At 34.2% G+C, this 17,792-nt stretch carries 13 protein-coding genes; 6 read left to right on the forward strand and 7 right to left on the reverse strand.

Features of this window, described 5'->3' with window-relative positions; translation table 11 throughout:
• Positions 1–109 precede the first annotated feature (109 nt).
• On the reverse strand, positions 110–1,435 hold the full coding sequence (locus SD960_RS16865; protein ID WP_318804930.1) for a PDZ domain-containing protein: 1,326 nt from the start codon (positions 1,433–1,435) through the stop codon (positions 110–112).
• Positions 1,436–1,557: 122 nt separating this feature from the next.
• Between SD960_RS16865 and SD960_RS16870 the strand changes: the two genes are divergently transcribed.
• From SD960_RS16870 to lgt, 6 genes are all read left to right on the forward strand, one after another.
• Positions 1,558–2,757: a pyridoxal phosphate-dependent aminotransferase gene (locus SD960_RS16870; protein WP_318804931.1), complete on the forward strand. Its 1,200-nt coding sequence runs from the start codon at positions 1,558–1,560 to the stop codon at positions 2,755–2,757.
• 203 nt (positions 2,758–2,960) lie between these two features.
• Complete coding sequence (gene folE / locus SD960_RS16875; protein ID WP_042566362.1) at positions 2,961–3,632, forward strand: GTP cyclohydrolase I FolE; 672 nt, start codon at positions 2,961–2,963, stop codon at positions 3,630–3,632.
• 35 nt (positions 3,633–3,667) lie between these two features.
• A complete protein-coding gene (locus SD960_RS16880; protein ID WP_318804932.1) occupies positions 3,668–4,057 on the forward strand; it encodes a four helix bundle protein in 390 nt (129 codons plus the stop codon).
• A gap of 49 nt (positions 4,058–4,106) precedes the next feature.
• Positions 4,107–5,585 (forward strand): cysteine--tRNA ligase, encoded by a 1,479-nt coding sequence (gene cysS / locus SD960_RS16885; protein WP_318804933.1) that lies wholly within the window; start codon positions 4,107–4,109, stop codon positions 5,583–5,585.
• Positions 5,586–5,607: 22 nt separating this feature from the next.
• Positions 5,608–5,847, forward strand: coding sequence for a membrane protein insertion efficiency factor YidD (gene yidD / locus SD960_RS16890; protein WP_318804934.1), 240 nt, complete (start codon positions 5,608–5,610; stop codon positions 5,845–5,847).
• A gap of 65 nt (positions 5,848–5,912) precedes the next feature.
• On the forward strand, positions 5,913–6,845 hold the full coding sequence (lgt, locus tag SD960_RS16895; protein ID WP_318804935.1) for a prolipoprotein diacylglyceryl transferase: 933 nt from the start codon (positions 5,913–5,915) through the stop codon (positions 6,843–6,845).
• 53 nt (positions 6,846–6,898) lie between these two features.
• Here the strand turns inward: lgt and SD960_RS16900 are convergent, their stop codons facing one another.
• The 6 genes from SD960_RS16900 to asnB (SD960_RS16925) all read right to left on the reverse strand — a co-directional run bounded on the left by SD960_RS16900 (position 6,899) and on the right by asnB (SD960_RS16925) (position 17,671).
• Positions 6,899–7,510 (reverse strand): acyloxyacyl hydrolase, encoded by a 612-nt coding sequence (locus SD960_RS16900; protein WP_318804936.1) that lies wholly within the window; start codon positions 7,508–7,510, stop codon positions 6,899–6,901.
• 86 nt (positions 7,511–7,596) lie between these two features.
• Positions 7,597–10,569 (reverse strand): protein translocase subunit SecDF, encoded by a 2,973-nt coding sequence (gene secDF / locus SD960_RS16905; RefSeq protein WP_318804937.1) that lies wholly within the window; start codon positions 10,567–10,569, stop codon positions 7,597–7,599.
• Positions 10,570–10,796: 227 nt separating this feature from the next.
• Complete coding sequence (gene mdh / locus SD960_RS16910) at positions 10,797–11,732, reverse strand: malate dehydrogenase (protein WP_073393161.1); 936 nt, start codon at positions 11,730–11,732, stop codon at positions 10,797–10,799.
• 110 nt (positions 11,733–11,842) lie between these two features.
• A complete protein-coding gene (gyrB, locus tag SD960_RS16915; protein WP_318804938.1) occupies positions 11,843–13,783 on the reverse strand; it encodes a DNA topoisomerase (ATP-hydrolyzing) subunit B in 1,941 nt (646 codons plus the stop codon).
• A gap of 356 nt (positions 13,784–14,139) precedes the next feature.
• Positions 14,140–15,756, reverse strand: coding sequence for an asparagine synthase B (asnB, locus tag SD960_RS16920; RefSeq protein ID WP_318804939.1), 1,617 nt, complete (start codon positions 15,754–15,756; stop codon positions 14,140–14,142).
• Between the two features lie 238 nt (positions 15,757–15,994).
• On the reverse strand, positions 15,995–17,671 hold the full coding sequence (gene asnB, locus SD960_RS16925) for an asparagine synthase B (RefSeq protein WP_318804940.1): 1,677 nt from the start codon (positions 17,669–17,671) through the stop codon (positions 15,995–15,997).
• Between the last annotated feature and the right edge of the window lie 121 nt (positions 17,672–17,792).

The raw sequence follows: 17,792 nt of genomic DNA on the forward strand, positions 1-17,792 counted from the left end.
AATAAAAATATTACGCCAATTCATCAAAAAACTTAATTTTCTTATTAAATTCTACCAAAAATGAGCTACGTGAAATAAAATCCTTTTTAAAATTACTTTTATACGAATATTATAATTCGTCTTCCAGCTTGAATCGAAATTTTAAAATCAAACTATTTCTTTCAATTTCCATAGTAATCCAGGCATCGTCTTCAGACTTTAAAAGATTATTTATTTGTTGAAGGGAATATTTATAAGGTAATATTTTATTGATACTTACTATTATGTCACCTTTTTGGAGTCCGCATTTATCAGCTGCAGAATTTTTACGAATATTTATAATTTCGTATACTGGCTTCAAAAGAAATTTATACCTGAAATTATCATTGTTTTTTTCTCTATCCTCCAACTCACTTACTGATGCTGCAACTTGTACTGTTTGCAAATGCACTGTTTCCTGAACCCATTGTAAACCATTATGCTGAATCGTAATTCCGCTTTTATTATAGGTAAAGGGTTCATAAAATTTGGTGTTTTTTTTAATATATAATTTACGATCTGCATAATCTAAGACCAAGGTAAATCGTTTTAAAATTTCACCGCCAACAGAACCAATACGATCCGGAACCATTTTCACATTTCGAATAGAAGTCGAATCCGGAAAAGAAACAATTGGATTTTTAAATTCGAAATCGGCAATAGAAAATTTTTCCAACTTTGCCCGATGTCCTTCAATATCGCCACTAAAACCTTTTCCTAAAAAGTCAGGAAAATTCTTTTGCGGCAATTTTATTTTATTGTTTTCAAAAATCCAGAATGCATCACTATTCCCTATATCAATAAGCAATTTAGCCGGTATTTCTTCACCATTTGAAACTGCTGTTGTATAGATATAAGGTTTTGATCTTTCGATCGTAATAGGAACTGATTTGAACTTTTTTTCTAATTTTTGTCTTGTTTCTTCGTTATTTAAATGAATGACAACCTTCTTTTTTTGATAATTGATTTCGACTAAATTATTTTTAAAAAATTTATGCCCGATAATTCCGTTTACCGGAATTCCGATATGAGAAGACAAGTTAAAACTCTGATCTAAAATAATATAAACTAAATGATTGCTGGATTTTATGCCATGCGTTTCCAGAATATTGTTTGTTGATTTTAATCCTTCGATCTCTTCTTCGCTACCTAAGCCTCTCAGCTTTATTTTTTCTATATTATTAAAACTTACTTCCTGCATTTCTTCCATACTAAACAAAATGGTTTCTTCGACTCCTGAATCAAGCAAAAAATTCAATTCAACGCCGTTTACTTTTATTGGAATAAAAACAAGATTATTAATCAATTTAAAAGGAATAGTGACCTTTTTATGATTTTTTTCAATTAAAAAATCACTCTGTGCTTTTAACGATAAAACTGACAAAAGCCCAAAAAACAACACAATATATTTTTTCATTGACAATATTTTATTATAAAATTAGTAAATATATTGATTATTGTTACATTTTTACAAGAGCCGTTAATGTTTACGTTAAATTCGAAAAAAAAATGCAAATTTGCACTTCAATAATTAAACACATGCCAACAATTTCAAACAAAGGCAGAAACATGCCCGAATCACCGATACGTAAACTTGCTCCTTATGCAGATATTGCAAAACAAAAAGGACATAAAGTGTATCATTTAAACATTGGTCAACCGGATATCAAGACACCCGAAGTGGCCATCGAGGCGGTAAAAAATATTGATTTAAGTATTATAGAATACAGTCCGTCTGCCGGATATGAAAGTTATAGAAAAAAATTAGCTAAATTTTACCAACGTCAAAATGTAAATGTTAGCCCAGAAGACATCATCGTAACAACTGGTGGTTCTGAAGCTTTACTTTTTGCACTGGCCACAATTACAGATCCAGGAGATGAAATCATTATTCCGGAACCGTTTTATGCTAATTATCACGCATTTGCATCATCAACCAGTGCAACAGTAGTACCCGTAATTTCGACAATCGAGACCGGTTTTGCTTTGCCAAGCATTGAAGATGTCGAAAAATTAATTACTTCTAAAACAAAAGCCATTTTAATTTGTAATCCGGGAAATCCAACCGGATATTTATATTCTGAAGCTGAAATTAAGCAATTAGCGGGTTTAATTAAAAAACACGATTTGTATTTAATTGCAGATGAGGTTTATCGTGAGTTCTTGTATGATGGAGATGATGAGCATTTTTCTGTAATGAATTTAGAAGATGTAGACCAAAACGTAATTATGGTCGATTCAGTTTCAAAACGCTACAGTATGTGTGGCGCGAGAATTGGCTGTTTGGTTACTAAAAACAAAATGGTTCTTGCAACTGTAATGAAATTTGCTCAGGCAAGACTTAGTCCGCCAACTATCGAGCAAATTGCTTGTGAAGCCGCTATAGATACACCTCAAAGTTATTTTGACGAAGTTATTTCAGAATACAAAAGCCGTCGCGATACTTTGATTACGGAATTAAACAAAATTGAAGGCGTAATTGTGACCAAACCAAAAGGTGCTTTTTACTGCATTGCTCAATTACCAATTGACAATTCAGAAGATTTTGCACAATGGCTTTTAGAAAGTTACAATCTAAATGGAGAAACTGTTATGGTTGCTCCTGCTGCGGGATTCTACTCTACTCCAGGGATGGGATTAAATCAGGTGCGTATTGCTTATGTTTTAAATAAAAAAGATTTAGTTACTGCCGTAAATATTTTGAAAGAAGCGTTATTAGCTTACAACAATAGAAAATAGCAACTAAACAAAACAACAACCATTAAAAAGACAATAACTTAACTGTTATTGTCTTTTGTATTTAAAAAAAACACCCGTTTTGCTTTAATTAAATTATATCCAAAAATGGGTGATTAAATAGTAAAAACGATAGAAAATGTTTCCTTTTTATTAATTATCTTTACCGCCTTAAAAAGAGATACCCATACTAATAGTAGTTTTTAATGACAAATAACGAAGATTTTTTAGACGAAATAGGAGACAATCATTTCAGCAGTAACGCAAAAAACCCTGTAAGACAGGATGCTTTCGATTTAACTGATGATGAAAAAATAGAAAAAATAAAAAAAGATGTTGAAAACATTCTACAGACTCTTGGAATGGATTTGACAGATGACAGCATAAAAGGCACTCCAAACCGAGTAGCAAAAATGTTTGTAAAGGAGATTTTTGGTGGTTTAAACCCTGCGAAACAACCAAAAGCTTCTACTTTTGATAATAATTACAAATATGGCGAAATGCTGGTAGAAAAAAACATCACCGTTTATTCTACCTGCGAACACCATTTACTGCCAATTATTGGTAGAGCTCACGTTGCTTACATTTCAAGCGGAAGAGTTATTGGTTTATCTAAAATGAACCGAATTGTAGAATATTACGCAAAAAGACCTCAGGTTCAGGAGCGTTTAACGATGCAAATTGTTCAGGAACTTCAAAAAGCTTTAGGAACCGAAGATGTTGCCTGCGTAATTGATGCAAAACACCTTTGCGTAAATTCAAGAGGAATTAAAGACATCGAAAGCAGCACGGTAACTTCTGAATTTGGTGGAAAATTCAAAGATCCTCAAACTAAAAGAGAGTTTTTGGATTACATTAAATTGGAAACCCAGTTCTAAAAAAGTTTATTGTTTTTAGTTTATAGTTTGTTGTTATGGGGAAAATACAGAAATTTGAAGATCTGGAAATTTGGAGATTAGCCCGACTAATATGTCAACAGATTGAATTTCTCATACAAAACACAAATTTAAAGACAAATTACTCTTTGAAAGATCAAATCGATAGAAGTTCAGGATCTATAATGGATAATATTGCCGAAGGATTTGAACGGAATGGCAATAGAGAGTTCATTCAATTCCTGAGTATTGCAAAAGGTTCAGCCGGCGAAGTAAAATCACAATCCTACAGAGCTTTTGATGAAAAATTAATTTCAGAACAACAACATTTACAATTGAACGAAACAGTTGAATTAGTAAAAAACAAAATTGGAGCGATGATGAACTATTTAAACAATTGCGAAATCAAAGGTCTAAAATTCAAATAACATTTCAACGAACAAAAAACAACAAACCACAAACAATAAACATTTAAAAATGCCATTATACACAAATCAACATCTAAAAATATACAATTCGCTTTCGGGTGAAAAAGAAAATTTCAATCCAATTCATGAAGGAAATATTGGAATGTATGTTTGTGGACCTACGGTTTATAGCAATGTACACTTAGGAAATGTGAGAACATTTATGTCGTTTGACGTTATTTTCAGGTATTTTTTACACCTGGATTACAAGGTTCGTTACGTGCGTAATATTACCGATGTTGGACATATTGTGGATGATGTTGATGAAGGCGAAGATAAAATTGCCAAAAAAGCACGATTGGAGCAATTAGAACCAATGGAAGTTGTGCAGCGATATACGGTAGATTTTCATGATATTTTAAAATCATTTAATTTTTTACCGCCAAGCATTGAGCCAACGGCAACCGGACATATTATTGAACAAATCGAAATCATCAAAAAAATCATCGATACCGGAATTGGTTATGAAGCCAACGGATCTGTTTATTTTGATGTTGTAAAATACAACGAAACCAACAATTACGGTGTTTTAAGCGGTCGAAATATCGAAGATATGCTGGCCAATACCCGTGATCTTGATGGTCAGTCAGACAAAAGAAACCCACAGGATTTTGCACTTTGGAAAAAGGCAGAACCAGAACATATTATGAGATGGCCTTCACCTTGGAGCGATGGTTTTCCGGGTTGGCACCTAGAATGTACCGCAATGAGCACCAAATATCTTGGAAATCATTTTGATATTCATGGAGGCGGAATGGATTTAAAGTTTCCACACCACGAATGTGAAATCGCTCAAAACGAAGCTTGTACAGGTCAATCGCCGGTAAATTACTGGATGCACGCCAATATGCTTACTTTAAATGGTAAGAAAATGGCAAAATCAACCGGAAATAATATTTTACCGGGAGAAATTTTAAGCGGAGACAATAACATTCTAAGCAAAGCTTTTTCAGCTTCTGTAACCCGTTTTTTCATGTTGCAGGCGCATTACAGAAGTATTTTGGATTTTTCTGATGATGCTATTGTTGCTGCAGAAAAAGGATATAAAAGATTGATGGAAGCGGTTGATGCATTATCAGATATTAATGCAAGCGCAACAAGTTCTATTGATATTGCATCATGGAAACAATTGTGCTACGATGCAATGAACGATGATTTTAACACACCAATTTTAATTGCACAATTATTTGAGGCTGTTCGTTATATCAATTTACTGAAAGAAGGAAAAGAAACCATTTCTGCCGAAGATCTAAAAACATTTACAGCTGCAATGAATGCTTTTGTTTTTGATGTTTTAGGTTTAAGTGATGAAAAAGCTACCGACAGTAATAATGACAAATTAGAAGGCGTTGTAAATATGCTTATCGGAATGAGAAATCAGGCCAGAGCCGATAAAAACTTCGCACTTTCAGATCAGATTCGTGATCAGTTGATTGCTTTGGGCATTCAGTTGAAAGACGGAAAAGAAGGAACCAGTTTTTCAATATAACAAACTCAATTTCTAATAAATCATGAAAGTAATTACTCCGTTTGTTTTATTAGTACGTTTTTACCAAACTGCAATTTCGCCTTTTACACCGGCAAGCTGCAGATTTGAACCCACCTGTTCCAGCTATATGATTCAGGCCTTACAAACACACGGATTATGTTACGGTGGCTATTTAGGAATGAAACGCATCTTGAGTTGTCATCCCTGGGGAAGAACCGGCTATGATCCTGTTCCTGAAAAGAAATGCTCGCATAAACATTAACTTTAAATAAAGATTTACTCTGTTTTAAAGTTTTATTTTTACAATAGATAAAAACAATATAATATATGACACAAGCTTTAAATATCATTTGGAATCCTTCAGAAGGAATCGATTTAGGATTTTTCATGATTCGTTATTACAGTTTAATGTTCGTAATCGCCTTTGGATTAGGATGGTTTTTAATGAAGAAAATTTTCGAACGCGAAAATGAATCTCTAGACAAATTAGATTCTCTTTTTGTATGGACGGTTTTGGCTACTTTAATTGGCGCACGTTTGGGTCATGTTTTATTTTATGATTGGGAATATTTTAGAAATCATTTACTTGAGATATTTTTACCCTTTAAATTTGAACCGAAATTTGAATTTACAGGATTTCAGGGATTAGCTAGTCACGGTGCTGCAATCGCGATTATTATTGCGATGTATTATTACAGCAAAATGATCTTAAAACGTTCTTTATTATGGATTTTAGACCGTGTTGTAATTCCGGTAGCGAGCGGTGCAATATTTGTTCGTTTAGGAAACTTCTTCAATTCTGAAATTATTGGGCATGAAACTACATCTTCATTCGGAATTCGTTTTTTACACGATCAATTCAGTAAAGCTGAAGCTGTAAATGCTACACAAATTGCAAATCCTAAGGATGCTTATACAGCAATTGCAACAGACCCTAAATTTGCTGATTTATTGGCACAGGTTCCGGCAAAACATCCAACACAATTGTACGAAGGATTTTGCTATATTTTTGTATTTGCTATTTTGTACTTCTTATACTGGAAAACAAATGCAAGACTTAAATCAGGTTTATTATTCGGTTTATTTCTAGTTTTATTATTCGTAGTACGATTTATAGTTGAATTTGTAAAAGAAAGCCAGGGCGGAATTGAAGCCGAATTAGGTTATTTTTCTACAGGACAATGGCTAAGTATACCTTTTATCATTATAGGTCTTTTCTTTGTTATTAGAGCACAAAGAAATCCTTTAGCAGCTTCATAAAGTCAGCTTCAAAATATAAAAATGCCCGATAAGTAATTTATCGGGCATTTTTTTTATAATGAATAGGAGATTCCAACTTCTATATTCCTAGTATTGTATCCGGCGTTTGCTGAGCCCAAACCGGCATTCGAAACATGTCTTACACTTGGTCGCAAATCAAACTGAAATTTATTTACGTTTAAAGAAAAACCAACCGCAAGAACATCCGCGAAAGCGAAACCATCAGACATCCTCTCAGTCTCTGTATCCGTAATCATCGGGCCAATACTTCCTAAAATATAAAAAGAACAAGTTTTACTAATTGGCTTTCTAACCAAAAAACCAATGTTTAACACATATTCATGAACCTCTTTTAGCTGCGTATATTTTTCTCTTTTTTCAAGATAATCCGGCTCTTCCGGTTTTATAAAATAAAAATTCAGCAATTGGTGTTTTCCAAAATTGGCTTCCGGCTGAATTAAAATTTCATATTGAAAATGTTTTGTTTCCTTCAATTTATAATACAATTGCAGTTTATAGAAATGATTTGTAAAAGTGTAATCTTTATTATTGAATTCACTTCCAAAACCACAATTGAAACCTATGGCAAACTTAGATTTTACATCTTGCGCCGACATCTTTATTGCAAAGAAAAACATCAAAATAAATAGTAGTTTTTTATTCATAAATGTATTTTAAAACTATTTAAATATAGCACAAAAAAAAAGATCCGGCTTTCACCGGATCTTTTTAATATAATGTAAGCAATTAATTATGCTTTGTTATGCTTGTCTTCGATTGTATGTTTATCATCTTTAGAAATCGTGTCAACCAATACTGGTGTTGCGATAAATAATGAAGAATAAGTTCCTACAACAATACCAACCAACATCGCGAAGATAAATCCTCTGATAGATTCTCCACCAAAGATAAACATCGTTAATAATACAATGATCATCATTAATGACGTATTCAACGTTCTTGATAATGTAGTGTTAATAGAAGCATTTACGATATCTTCAAAAGATCCTTTACGGTTTCCAATGATGAACTCTCTAATTCTGTCAAATACAATTACAGTATCATTCATTGAGTAACCAATAACGGTAAGAATCGCAGCGATAAAGTGCTGATCCATTTCCATGTGGAAAGGCATGAATTTATAACATAAAGAGTAAATTCCTAATACAAAGATAACGTCGTGCGCTACAGCTGCAATCGCACCTAATGAATATTGCCATTTACGGAAAGATACCATTAAGTATAAGAAAATTGCTGCCATTGCACCAAGAACCGCCCAGTAAGAGTTTGTTTTAATATCTTCAGAGATAGAAGCTCCAACCTTAGAAGCTTGTAAAACTCCAACTGTCTTACCATTGTATGAATTAGTAAACTGATCATAAGAAGTATTAGTATAATATTTCTTTAATGCAGCGTATAGTTTTTGATTCACTTCTTCATCAACAGCTACTCCATCTTCTTTGATTTTGTATTTTGTTGTGATTTTCAACTGATCATCATCACCTAAAATTTTAGCTTCAACCGGAGTTCCGAAAGCAGCAGATAATTCATCTGAAACTACAGTTGCGTCAACCGGTTTTTCAAATTTTACCTGGAATGTTCTTCCTCCAACAAAATCAACACCTTCATCTAATCCGTTAACGAAGAAGATAGAAACTAAACTTACTACAACTACAATAGAAGAGAAAATGTATGTGAATTTTTTGATTTTGATAAAGTCAAAGTGGAAATTAGTAAACCAGTTTTTAGTAATGTTTGTAGAGAAAGTTAAATCTCCTTTTCCTGCAATATTTCTATCGATGAAAATTCTAGCGATAAAAATTGACGTAAACATTGAAGTTACGATACCAATTAATAAAGTCAAAGCGAAACCTTTAATTGGTCCAGTACCAAAGATGAAAAGAATAGCTCCCGTTAAAACGTGCGTAACGTTTGCATCAATGATTGAACGCATTGCACCATGCCATCCATAAGATGCTGCTACAGCTTCTGCCAATGATTTACCTTCACGTAATTCCTCTTTTGCTCTTTCAAATATAATAATGTTGGCATCTACCGCAGTACCTAATGTTAATACGATACCTGCAATACCCGGTAATGTAAGTACAAAACCAAAACTTGCCATAATTCCGAATAAGAAAAGTAAGTTCAATAATAATGCTAAGTTAGCATACCAACCTGCTTTACCATAATAGAATACCATCCATAAACAAACTAATAAAAATCCAATTACAGATGACATTGTTCCTGCATCAATTGCAGCCTGACCTAAAGATGGTCCTACAACTGTTGATTGAATAATATCTGCAGAAGCCGGTAATTTACCTGCGTTTAATACGTTTGCTAAATCTTTAGTTTCAGCTACATCAAAAGAACCTGTAATTTCTGATCTTCCTCCTGCGATTGGACCACTAGTAACTCCAGGAGCAGAATAAACGATGTTATCTAAAACAATAGCAATATAACTTTTTTGAGAAAAAGCTCTTCCTGTTAATTCTTCCCAAACTTTAGCTCCCTGACTGTTCATTTGCATAGAAACAGCTGGTTTACCCATCTGGTCAAATGTATCCTTTGCATCAGTTACAAGACCACCGTTCATAGCTGGTACATTGTCTCTGTTTCCTTTTAAAGCGTATAATTCTACAACTTCAACATCTTTTTGTTTTGCATCTTTAATTGTAGTTGGTTTACTCCAAACAAATTTTGCATAATGTTGGTCAGCACCCAATAAAATTCTGATGTCAGCTCTTTTGAAATATTCATTTACAACAGCTGTATCTTTTGGAGCGAAGTAACCTAAAACTGGTCCTCCACCTTGTCCTAAAATTTTATCAAATAATGGATTGTTTCCTTTTTTAGCTTCAGTAGAATCTTTAGTATCAGTTAATAAAGCATTCAATGAATCTTTAGCAACTGTTTTAGTTTCTTTAGTTTTAACTTCAGTCTTTTTTAGAGCTTCATTTGCAGCTACTAAAAAGTTTCCGATTTCTTCTATTTTATAAGTTTCCCAAAACTCTAACTGAGCTTTTCCACCTAATAATTTTTTAATTCTATCCACATCCTTAGCCCCTGGAAGTTCAACTAAGATTCTTCCTGTAGCACCCAATTTTTGGATGTTTGGCTGTGTTACACCAAATTTGTCGATACGCTCTCTTAATACTTTGTAAGCACTTTCGATAGACTCATCAACTTTTTTTCTAATTACTTTTTGCGCTTGTGCATCCGTCATTTCAAAAGCAATTCCGCCTTCTCCCTGTAAGTTTCTGTTAGCAAAAATTTCTGGCGAAGCTAATTTGGTAGTACCGTTTGAATTTGCATCAAAAGCTTCAAAAAATTTATCTAAATAACTTTTATTTCCTTCTAAATTTGCAGTTGCATCAGCTAATGATTTATTAAAAACCGGATTTTTAGAATTGTTTGCTAATCCTTTTAAAACATCTTTAATAGAAATTTGAAGAATAACGTTGATTCCTCCTTCTAAGTCAAGACCTTTATTGATTTGCTTGTTTTTTACTTCATTATAAGTAAAATCAGTAAACCCAAGATTCAACACTTTCTCTTTTCCAATAGAATCTAAATATTTTAGCTCTTTGTCAGGATTATCTCCTGCAATAGCTTTAGCTTCACTTTTGACATTACTTGCCACGTAAGTGAACGAAAGTTGGTAAATACTTACCAATGCAAATAGAATTGCGAAAAATTTAATAAGTCCTTTATTCTGCATTATTACTAAAAATTAATTATGTTTTATTGTTTGTTTTTGTTTTAAAGTACCATAAAATAAGCCCTGACATCATTTTTATAAAACTAAAAAACTAAATCACGAATTACCACATTTTTTTTAAATCGAGCAAATATATAATTAACGGAAAGATTAACCAATTTATTTATTGATTAATCTTAAAAAAAAGACTGCAAAAGTGCAGTCTTCTTCTTTTTTTACGGAAATATTTATACTAAAATCGATTTTAGAGCATCATTCATCCCTCTAACTGCATCTGCACTTTTAGCGAATAAAGCCTTCTCCTGCTCGTTTAAATTGATATCCAGAATTTCTTCTACTCCATTTTTACCTATTATACAAGGCACTCCTATACAGATATCATTTTGTCCGTACTCGCCTTCTACGAAAACAGAACAAGCAATCATTTTCTTTTGATCGTTTAAGATACTGTCTACTAAATAAGCTACAGAAGCTCCCGGAGCATACCAGGCCGATGTTCCTAAAAGACCAGTAAGCGTTGCTCCGCCCACCATTGTGTCTGCAGCAACTTTTTGAAGTACTTCTTCTGAAAGGAATTCTGTTACCGGAATTCCGTTATAGGAAGCCAAACGCGTTAACGGAATCATAGTTGTATCACCATGACCTCCAATTACCATTGCAGAGATATCATTTGCAGGTTTATCCAAAGCCAAAGACAAATAAGTTCTGAAACGAGAACTGTCTAACGCTCCACCCATACCAATAATTCTATTTTTTGGCAATCCGGTAGATTTTAAGGCTAAATAGGTCATCGTATCCATAGGATTCGAAACCACAACTATTATTGTATTTGGGGAATGTTTTAATACATTTTCGGCAACTGTTTTTACAATTCCGGCATTGATACCAATTAATTCTTCACGTGTCATTCCTGGTTTTCTCGGAATTCCTGATGTGATAACCACTACATCACTTCCGGCAGTTTTAGAATAATCGTTGGTTACACCAGATACTTTGGTATTAAAACCTGTATTTGTGGCACATTGCATAATATCCAACGCTTTCCCTTCGGCAAAACCTTCTTTAATATCCAACAACACTACTTCGCTTGCAATTCCTCTATAAGAAATAACATCTGCACATGTAGCTCCAACATTTCCTGCTCCTACAATGGTAACTTTCATATTTTATACTTTATCGGTTATTAATTTGTTTGTTTACTTTATAAAACAACAATTCGTTTAATTGTCTAGTAAATTTAAACAATTAAACGAATTGATGATGTTAAAATTTATTAGGCATCGATGTTTGCGTAAACCGCATTTTTCTCGATAAATTCTCTACGTGGCGGAACTTCATCTCCCATCAGCATTGAGAAAACTCTATCGGCTTCTGCCAAACTATCAATTGTTACCTGACGTAAAGTTCTAAAGCCTGGATCCATTGTAGTTTCCCACAATTGCTCTGCGTTCATCTCTCCAAGACCTTTATAACGTTGGATAGCAGCACTTCCTCCCATTCTCTCATTCGCCTGATCACGCTGAACGTCATTCCATGCGTATTCTTTTTTGTTTCCTTTTTTAACTAAGTATAAAGGCGGAGCTGCAATGTAAACGTGACCTTCTTCGATCAATTCTTTCATGAAACGGAAGAAGAACGTTAATATTAAGGTAGAAATGTGACTACCATCGACATCGGCATCACACATGATGATTACTTTATGATATCTTAGTTTTTCAAGATTTAAGGCTTTACTGTCTTCTGCAGTACCAACGGTAACTCCAAGAGCAGTAAAAATGTTACGAATCTCTTCGTTTTCGAATACTTTATGGTGCATCGCTTTCTCCACATTCAAAATCTTACCACGTAATGGTAAAATCGCCTGAAAATTACGATCACGACCTTGTTTTGCTGTTCCACCAGCCGAATCTCCCTCGACAAGGTAAACCTCACATCTTGCAGGATCCTGCTCAGAACAGTCCGAAAGTTTTCCTGGCAAACCTCCACCGCCCATAACGGTTTTACGCTGTACCATTTCACGAGCTTTTTTAGCAGCGTGACGTGCCTGAGCAGCCAAGATTACTTTTTGGATAATGATACGGGCATCATTTGGATTTTCTTCCAAATAATTTTCTAACATTTCTCCAACTGCCTGAGAAACCGGAGAAACTACTTCTCTGTTTCCAAGTTTTGTTTTTGTCTGACCTTCGAATTGTGGTTCTGCAACTTTTACCGAAATAATAGCTGTTAATCCTTCACGGAAGTCATCTCCCGCAATTTCGAATTTCAATTTATCCAACATTCCGGATGCATCTGCGTATTTTTTAAGGGTTCTTGTTAAACCACTTCTAAAACCTTGTAAATGCGTTCCTCCTTCGTGTGTGTTGATATTATTTACGTAAGAGAAAATATTCTCTGTATAACTTGTATTGTAAATCAAGGCAACTTCAACCGGAATTTCACCTTTTTCGTGATCCATGCTGATCACGTGAGAGATAATTGGCTCACGGTTACCGTCTAAGTAACGAATGTATTCTTTAAGACCTTCATCTGAGTGAAATACTTCAACTTTAAACTCCCCTTTTTCATCTACTTCTCTTTTGTCAGTAAATGTAATTGTGATTCCTTTGTTTAAGAAAGAAAGCTCACGCATACGAGCTGATAAAGTATCATATGAAAACTCTGTAGTTTGAGTAAAGATCGTATCATCAGGATAGAAAGTCTGACGTGTACCTCTTTTATCTGTTTCTCCGATTTGTTTAACCGGATACATTGCTTTACCTCTTTCGTATTCCTGCTCGTAGATCTTACCGTCTCTAAAAACAGTAGATTTCATATGAACAGAAAGAGCATTTACTACAGAAACCCCAACACCGTGTAAACCTCCGGAAACTTTATAAGAATCTTTATCGAATTTACCTCCGGCACCAATTTTAGTCATTACTACCTCAAGTGCCGAAACACCTTCTTTTTTATGTAAATCAACTGGAATACCACGACCGTTATCTTCAACTGTTACCGAACCGTCTTCATTAATTGCAACACCAATGGTATCACAATGTCCGCCCATCGCCTCATCAATAGAGTTATCAACAACCTCATAAACCAAATGATGCAGACCTCGAACTCCCACATCTCCTATATACATCGATGGACGCATTCTTACGTGCTCCATTCCTTCTAATGCCTGAATACTATCTGCTGAATAATTGTTCTTCTTGATTTCTTCGCTCATATAATTTATTCTAAAAAAATGTAATTAGTGTCTAACACGCAAATATATAAAAACGCAAATTATATATCCGTTAAATTCCCATTTAAAGCACGTAAGTTATTAACATATTATCAATAAAACTCTATAAAAAATGGAACTATTGATTTAAATTCCAAATTTTTAAATTCCAAATTCCAAAACGGGAATGATATACAAAAACTAAACTCCAATTTAAGACTCAAGTTTTAAATTTTAAGTTACAAATTACAATATCGAGAATAAAAAAATCCGAAATTAACACTTAAATGTCATTTCGGATTTTTTGACTTTTATAGACACCAAATTTGGAATTTGGAATTTATTTTTTGGAATTCTTACTAAACCGTGATTCCTGATTTTGAGATTTCCACATCTGCTTTTACGTGAGCTGCATTTGCTCTTCCGCTCGGGTCAAGATTTTCCTGCCATTTCGGAATCCATTTTCTAACGGTTTGCGCCGCACTGACCTGCGGATAAAATTTATGAAAAATAGAACGGTACAAATACGCTTCTTTTGTTGTTGGTGAATTATATGGAAATTCTGCAGCAGCGCCTTCTAATTGTGCATCTGTAACCTGAGTTGCACAATATTCTATCAATTCATCAATCCAGCTGTATCCTACTCCATCAGAAAACTGCTCCTTTTGACGCCATAAAATTTCTGTCGGCAAATACGGATTTTCAGGTGTATCAAATGCTTTTCTTAAAATGTATTTTTCGATACCATCATACGTTTTAGGCTGTTTTTCTTCCGGTTTAATTCGGATAGTAGCATCCAGAAATTCTTTGTCCAAAAACGGAATTCTGGTTTCAATTCCATTTGCCATTGTTGACTTATCTGCACGAAGCAAATCGGCAGTAAATAATTTCTGAACTCTTTCGATAGTTTCTTTCTGAAATTCTTCTGTAGATGGCGCATTTCTAAAATACAAATGTCCACCAAAAATTTCATCAGCACCTTCTCCGGAAAGAATTACTTTTATACCTTTCTCTGCAATTACTTTTGATAATAAAAACATTGGCACACTTGCTCGTACCGAAATAATATCATAAGTCTCAATATTCCAGATTATTTTTTCCAGAATTTCAACACCCTGCTGTACCGTAAAGTGAATTTCATGATGATCTGTACCTAAAAACTCCGCTGCTTGTCTGGCTGCTTTTGCATCTGGCGCATCAGCATTTAAAGCAATAGAAAAAGATTGTAGTTTTTTACCATTTTCTGCTGATAATCGGGAAGCAATTGAAGAAAGCAAAGACGAATCTAAACCTCCGGAAAGCAAAACACCATAAGGCATTTGACTCATCAAACGTTTACGAACAGCTTCTGTAAGGCTTTCTCTTATCAACACTAAATCCAGATCCTGATTTGCATTTTCATAATCCTCATATTCCGGCTGATAATATTTTACAAAGCCTTTTTTAGGTGTGTAATAATGCCCCGGAGGGAAAGTCGAAAATGTTTTGCACTGATCTGCAATTGATTTCATTTCAGATGCAAAATAAATCCTTCCTCTTTCATCAAGACCATAATACAATGGCTTTACTCCCATTGGATCTCTTCCCGCGATATAATCGTCTCCATCGACAATTACAAAAGTCCAGTCGCCGTCTAATTTATTGCAAAAATCATATCCAAATTCTTCGTACAAATGCACAATAACTTCAGAATCTGACTTTGTTCTAAACGTATGCTCTTTCAGAATTCCATTTTTCAGTTCCTGATAATTATAAATTTCTCCATCATGAATTACCCATGCATCTTTTGTACCCTGAATTGGCTGTTTCCCCGATTGTAAATCGACAATCGCTAAACTTTCATGACAAATGATACTGCCATTTTTCAGGATTTGAAAATCACTTTCATCAGGCCCACGGTGCGACATTCTTTTAGAAAGCTCTCTTACGAGTTGCGGGTCTTTTCCTTTGCCAATAACGGCCAATATTCCAGACATACGATTGTATTTTTTATTCTTTATTTTTTTTTAAAAGTGGTGCAGGTTTATTTTAGCAAAAAAAACTAAATTTAAAATATTCTGTTGGGGAATGTCAAATATAAAAAAGAAAGTTAAATAATTGCTAATAATTATCCTCAAGTAATTGAAATATTACAAATTAACATTTTTAGACAAGAAAAACGTCCTCAGAAACTGAGAACGTTTTTCTAATAACTAAAATATTAAGTAACTAAGTTTATGCTTTTTCGTAAGCATCATCATGCACACTCGCAACCGCTCTACCAGAAGGATCGTTCATGTTTTTGAAAGCTTCATCCCACTCCAACGCAATTTTTGTACTACAAGCCACACTTGCTTCCTGTGGCACGCATAATGCTGCTGCATCACTTGGGAAATGTTCTGCAAAGATTGAACGATAGTAATATTCTTCTTTTGAAGTTGGTGTTTGTAACGGAAATTTATATTTCGCATTTGCCAATTGTTCGTCTGAAACTTCTTTGGCTACCACTTCTTTCAAAGTATCAATCCAGCTGTAACCTACTCCATCAGAAAATTGCTCTTTTTGTCTCCATGCTACACTTTCAGGCAACATATCTTCAAACGCTTTACGAACAACCCATTTCTCCATCGGGTGTTCTTTGTTGATCATTTTATCTTGTGGATTGATGCGCATGGCAACATCCATAAATTCTTTATCTAAAAACGGTACACGACCTTCGATTCCCCAGGCTGCCAAACTTTTGTTGGCACGTAGACAATCGTACATGTGTAATTTACCTAATTTACGAACGTTTTCTTCGTGAAATTCTCTAGCGTTTGGTGCTTTGTGGAAATATAAATAACCTCCGAACAACTCATCTGCACCTTCACCAGACAGCACCATTTTAATTCCCATTGATTTAATAACTCTGGCCATTAACCACATTGGTGTTGAAGCTCTTACCGTAGTTACATCATAAGTTTCTAAGTTGTAGATTACATCACGAACGGCATCTAAACCTTCCTGAATTGTAAATTTAATTTCATGGTGAATTGTTCCGATATGTTTTGCAACGATTTGTGCTGCAGCTAAATCAGGAGAACCGTCAAGTCCAACTGAAAAAGAGTGCAATTGCGGATACCAGGCATCTGTAGTATCATCAGATTCAATACGTTTTTGTGCAAATTTTTTGGCTACAGCCGAAGTAATAGACGAATCTAAACCTCCTGAAAGTAAAACTCCGTAAGGAACATCACTCATTAATTGTCTGTGAACTGCTGCCTCAAGAGCTTCTTTAATGGCAGGAATACTAGTTTCATTGTCTTTTACAGCATCATATTCTGTCCAGTCTCTTTTGTACCATTGCACAAATTCACCGTCCTGGCTCGTCATATAATGTCCCGGAGGAAACAATTGAATTTTTGTACAATATCCTTCTAAAGCTTTCAATTCAGAAGCCACATAAAAAGTTCCGTGTTGATCCCAACCAATGTATAATGGAATAATTCCCATGTGATCACGAGCAATAAAATACTCATCTTTCTCCACATCATAAATCGCAAATCCGAATATTCCGTTCATTTCATCTACAAAGTGAGGTCCTTTTTCTCTGTAAAGAGCTAAAATCACTTCGCAGTCACTTTCAGTCTGAAAGTTATATTTTCCTTCAAATTGTTTACGTAAATCTCTGTGGTTGTAAATCTCACCATTTGCTGCTAAAACCAGTTTTTTATCTTCTGTAAATAAAGGCTGTTTTCCCGAAGCCGGATCAACAATTGCCAAACGCTCGTGAGAAAGAATTGCTTTATCATTGCTGTAAATCCCGCTCCAGTCCGGTCCACGGTGACGAATGATTTTAGACATTTCTAATACTTGAGGTCTTAAAGCTTCTGCTTTTTGTTTTAGGTCAAAGGCACATACGATTCCGCACATAATTATATATTTTTATTTGTAAATTTTATTTTGATAGGGCAAAGATGCGGTATTGGTTATAATTGAAAAACACAAATACCTATTTCAGTTATAATTTTAAACCATAAAATTGTTTTTACAT

It is taken from the genome of Flavobacterium sp. MMLR14_040, from assembly GCF_033657265.1.
In the GTDB taxonomy this organism is placed as follows: domain Bacteria; phylum Bacteroidota; class Bacteroidia; order Flavobacteriales; family Flavobacteriaceae; genus Flavobacterium.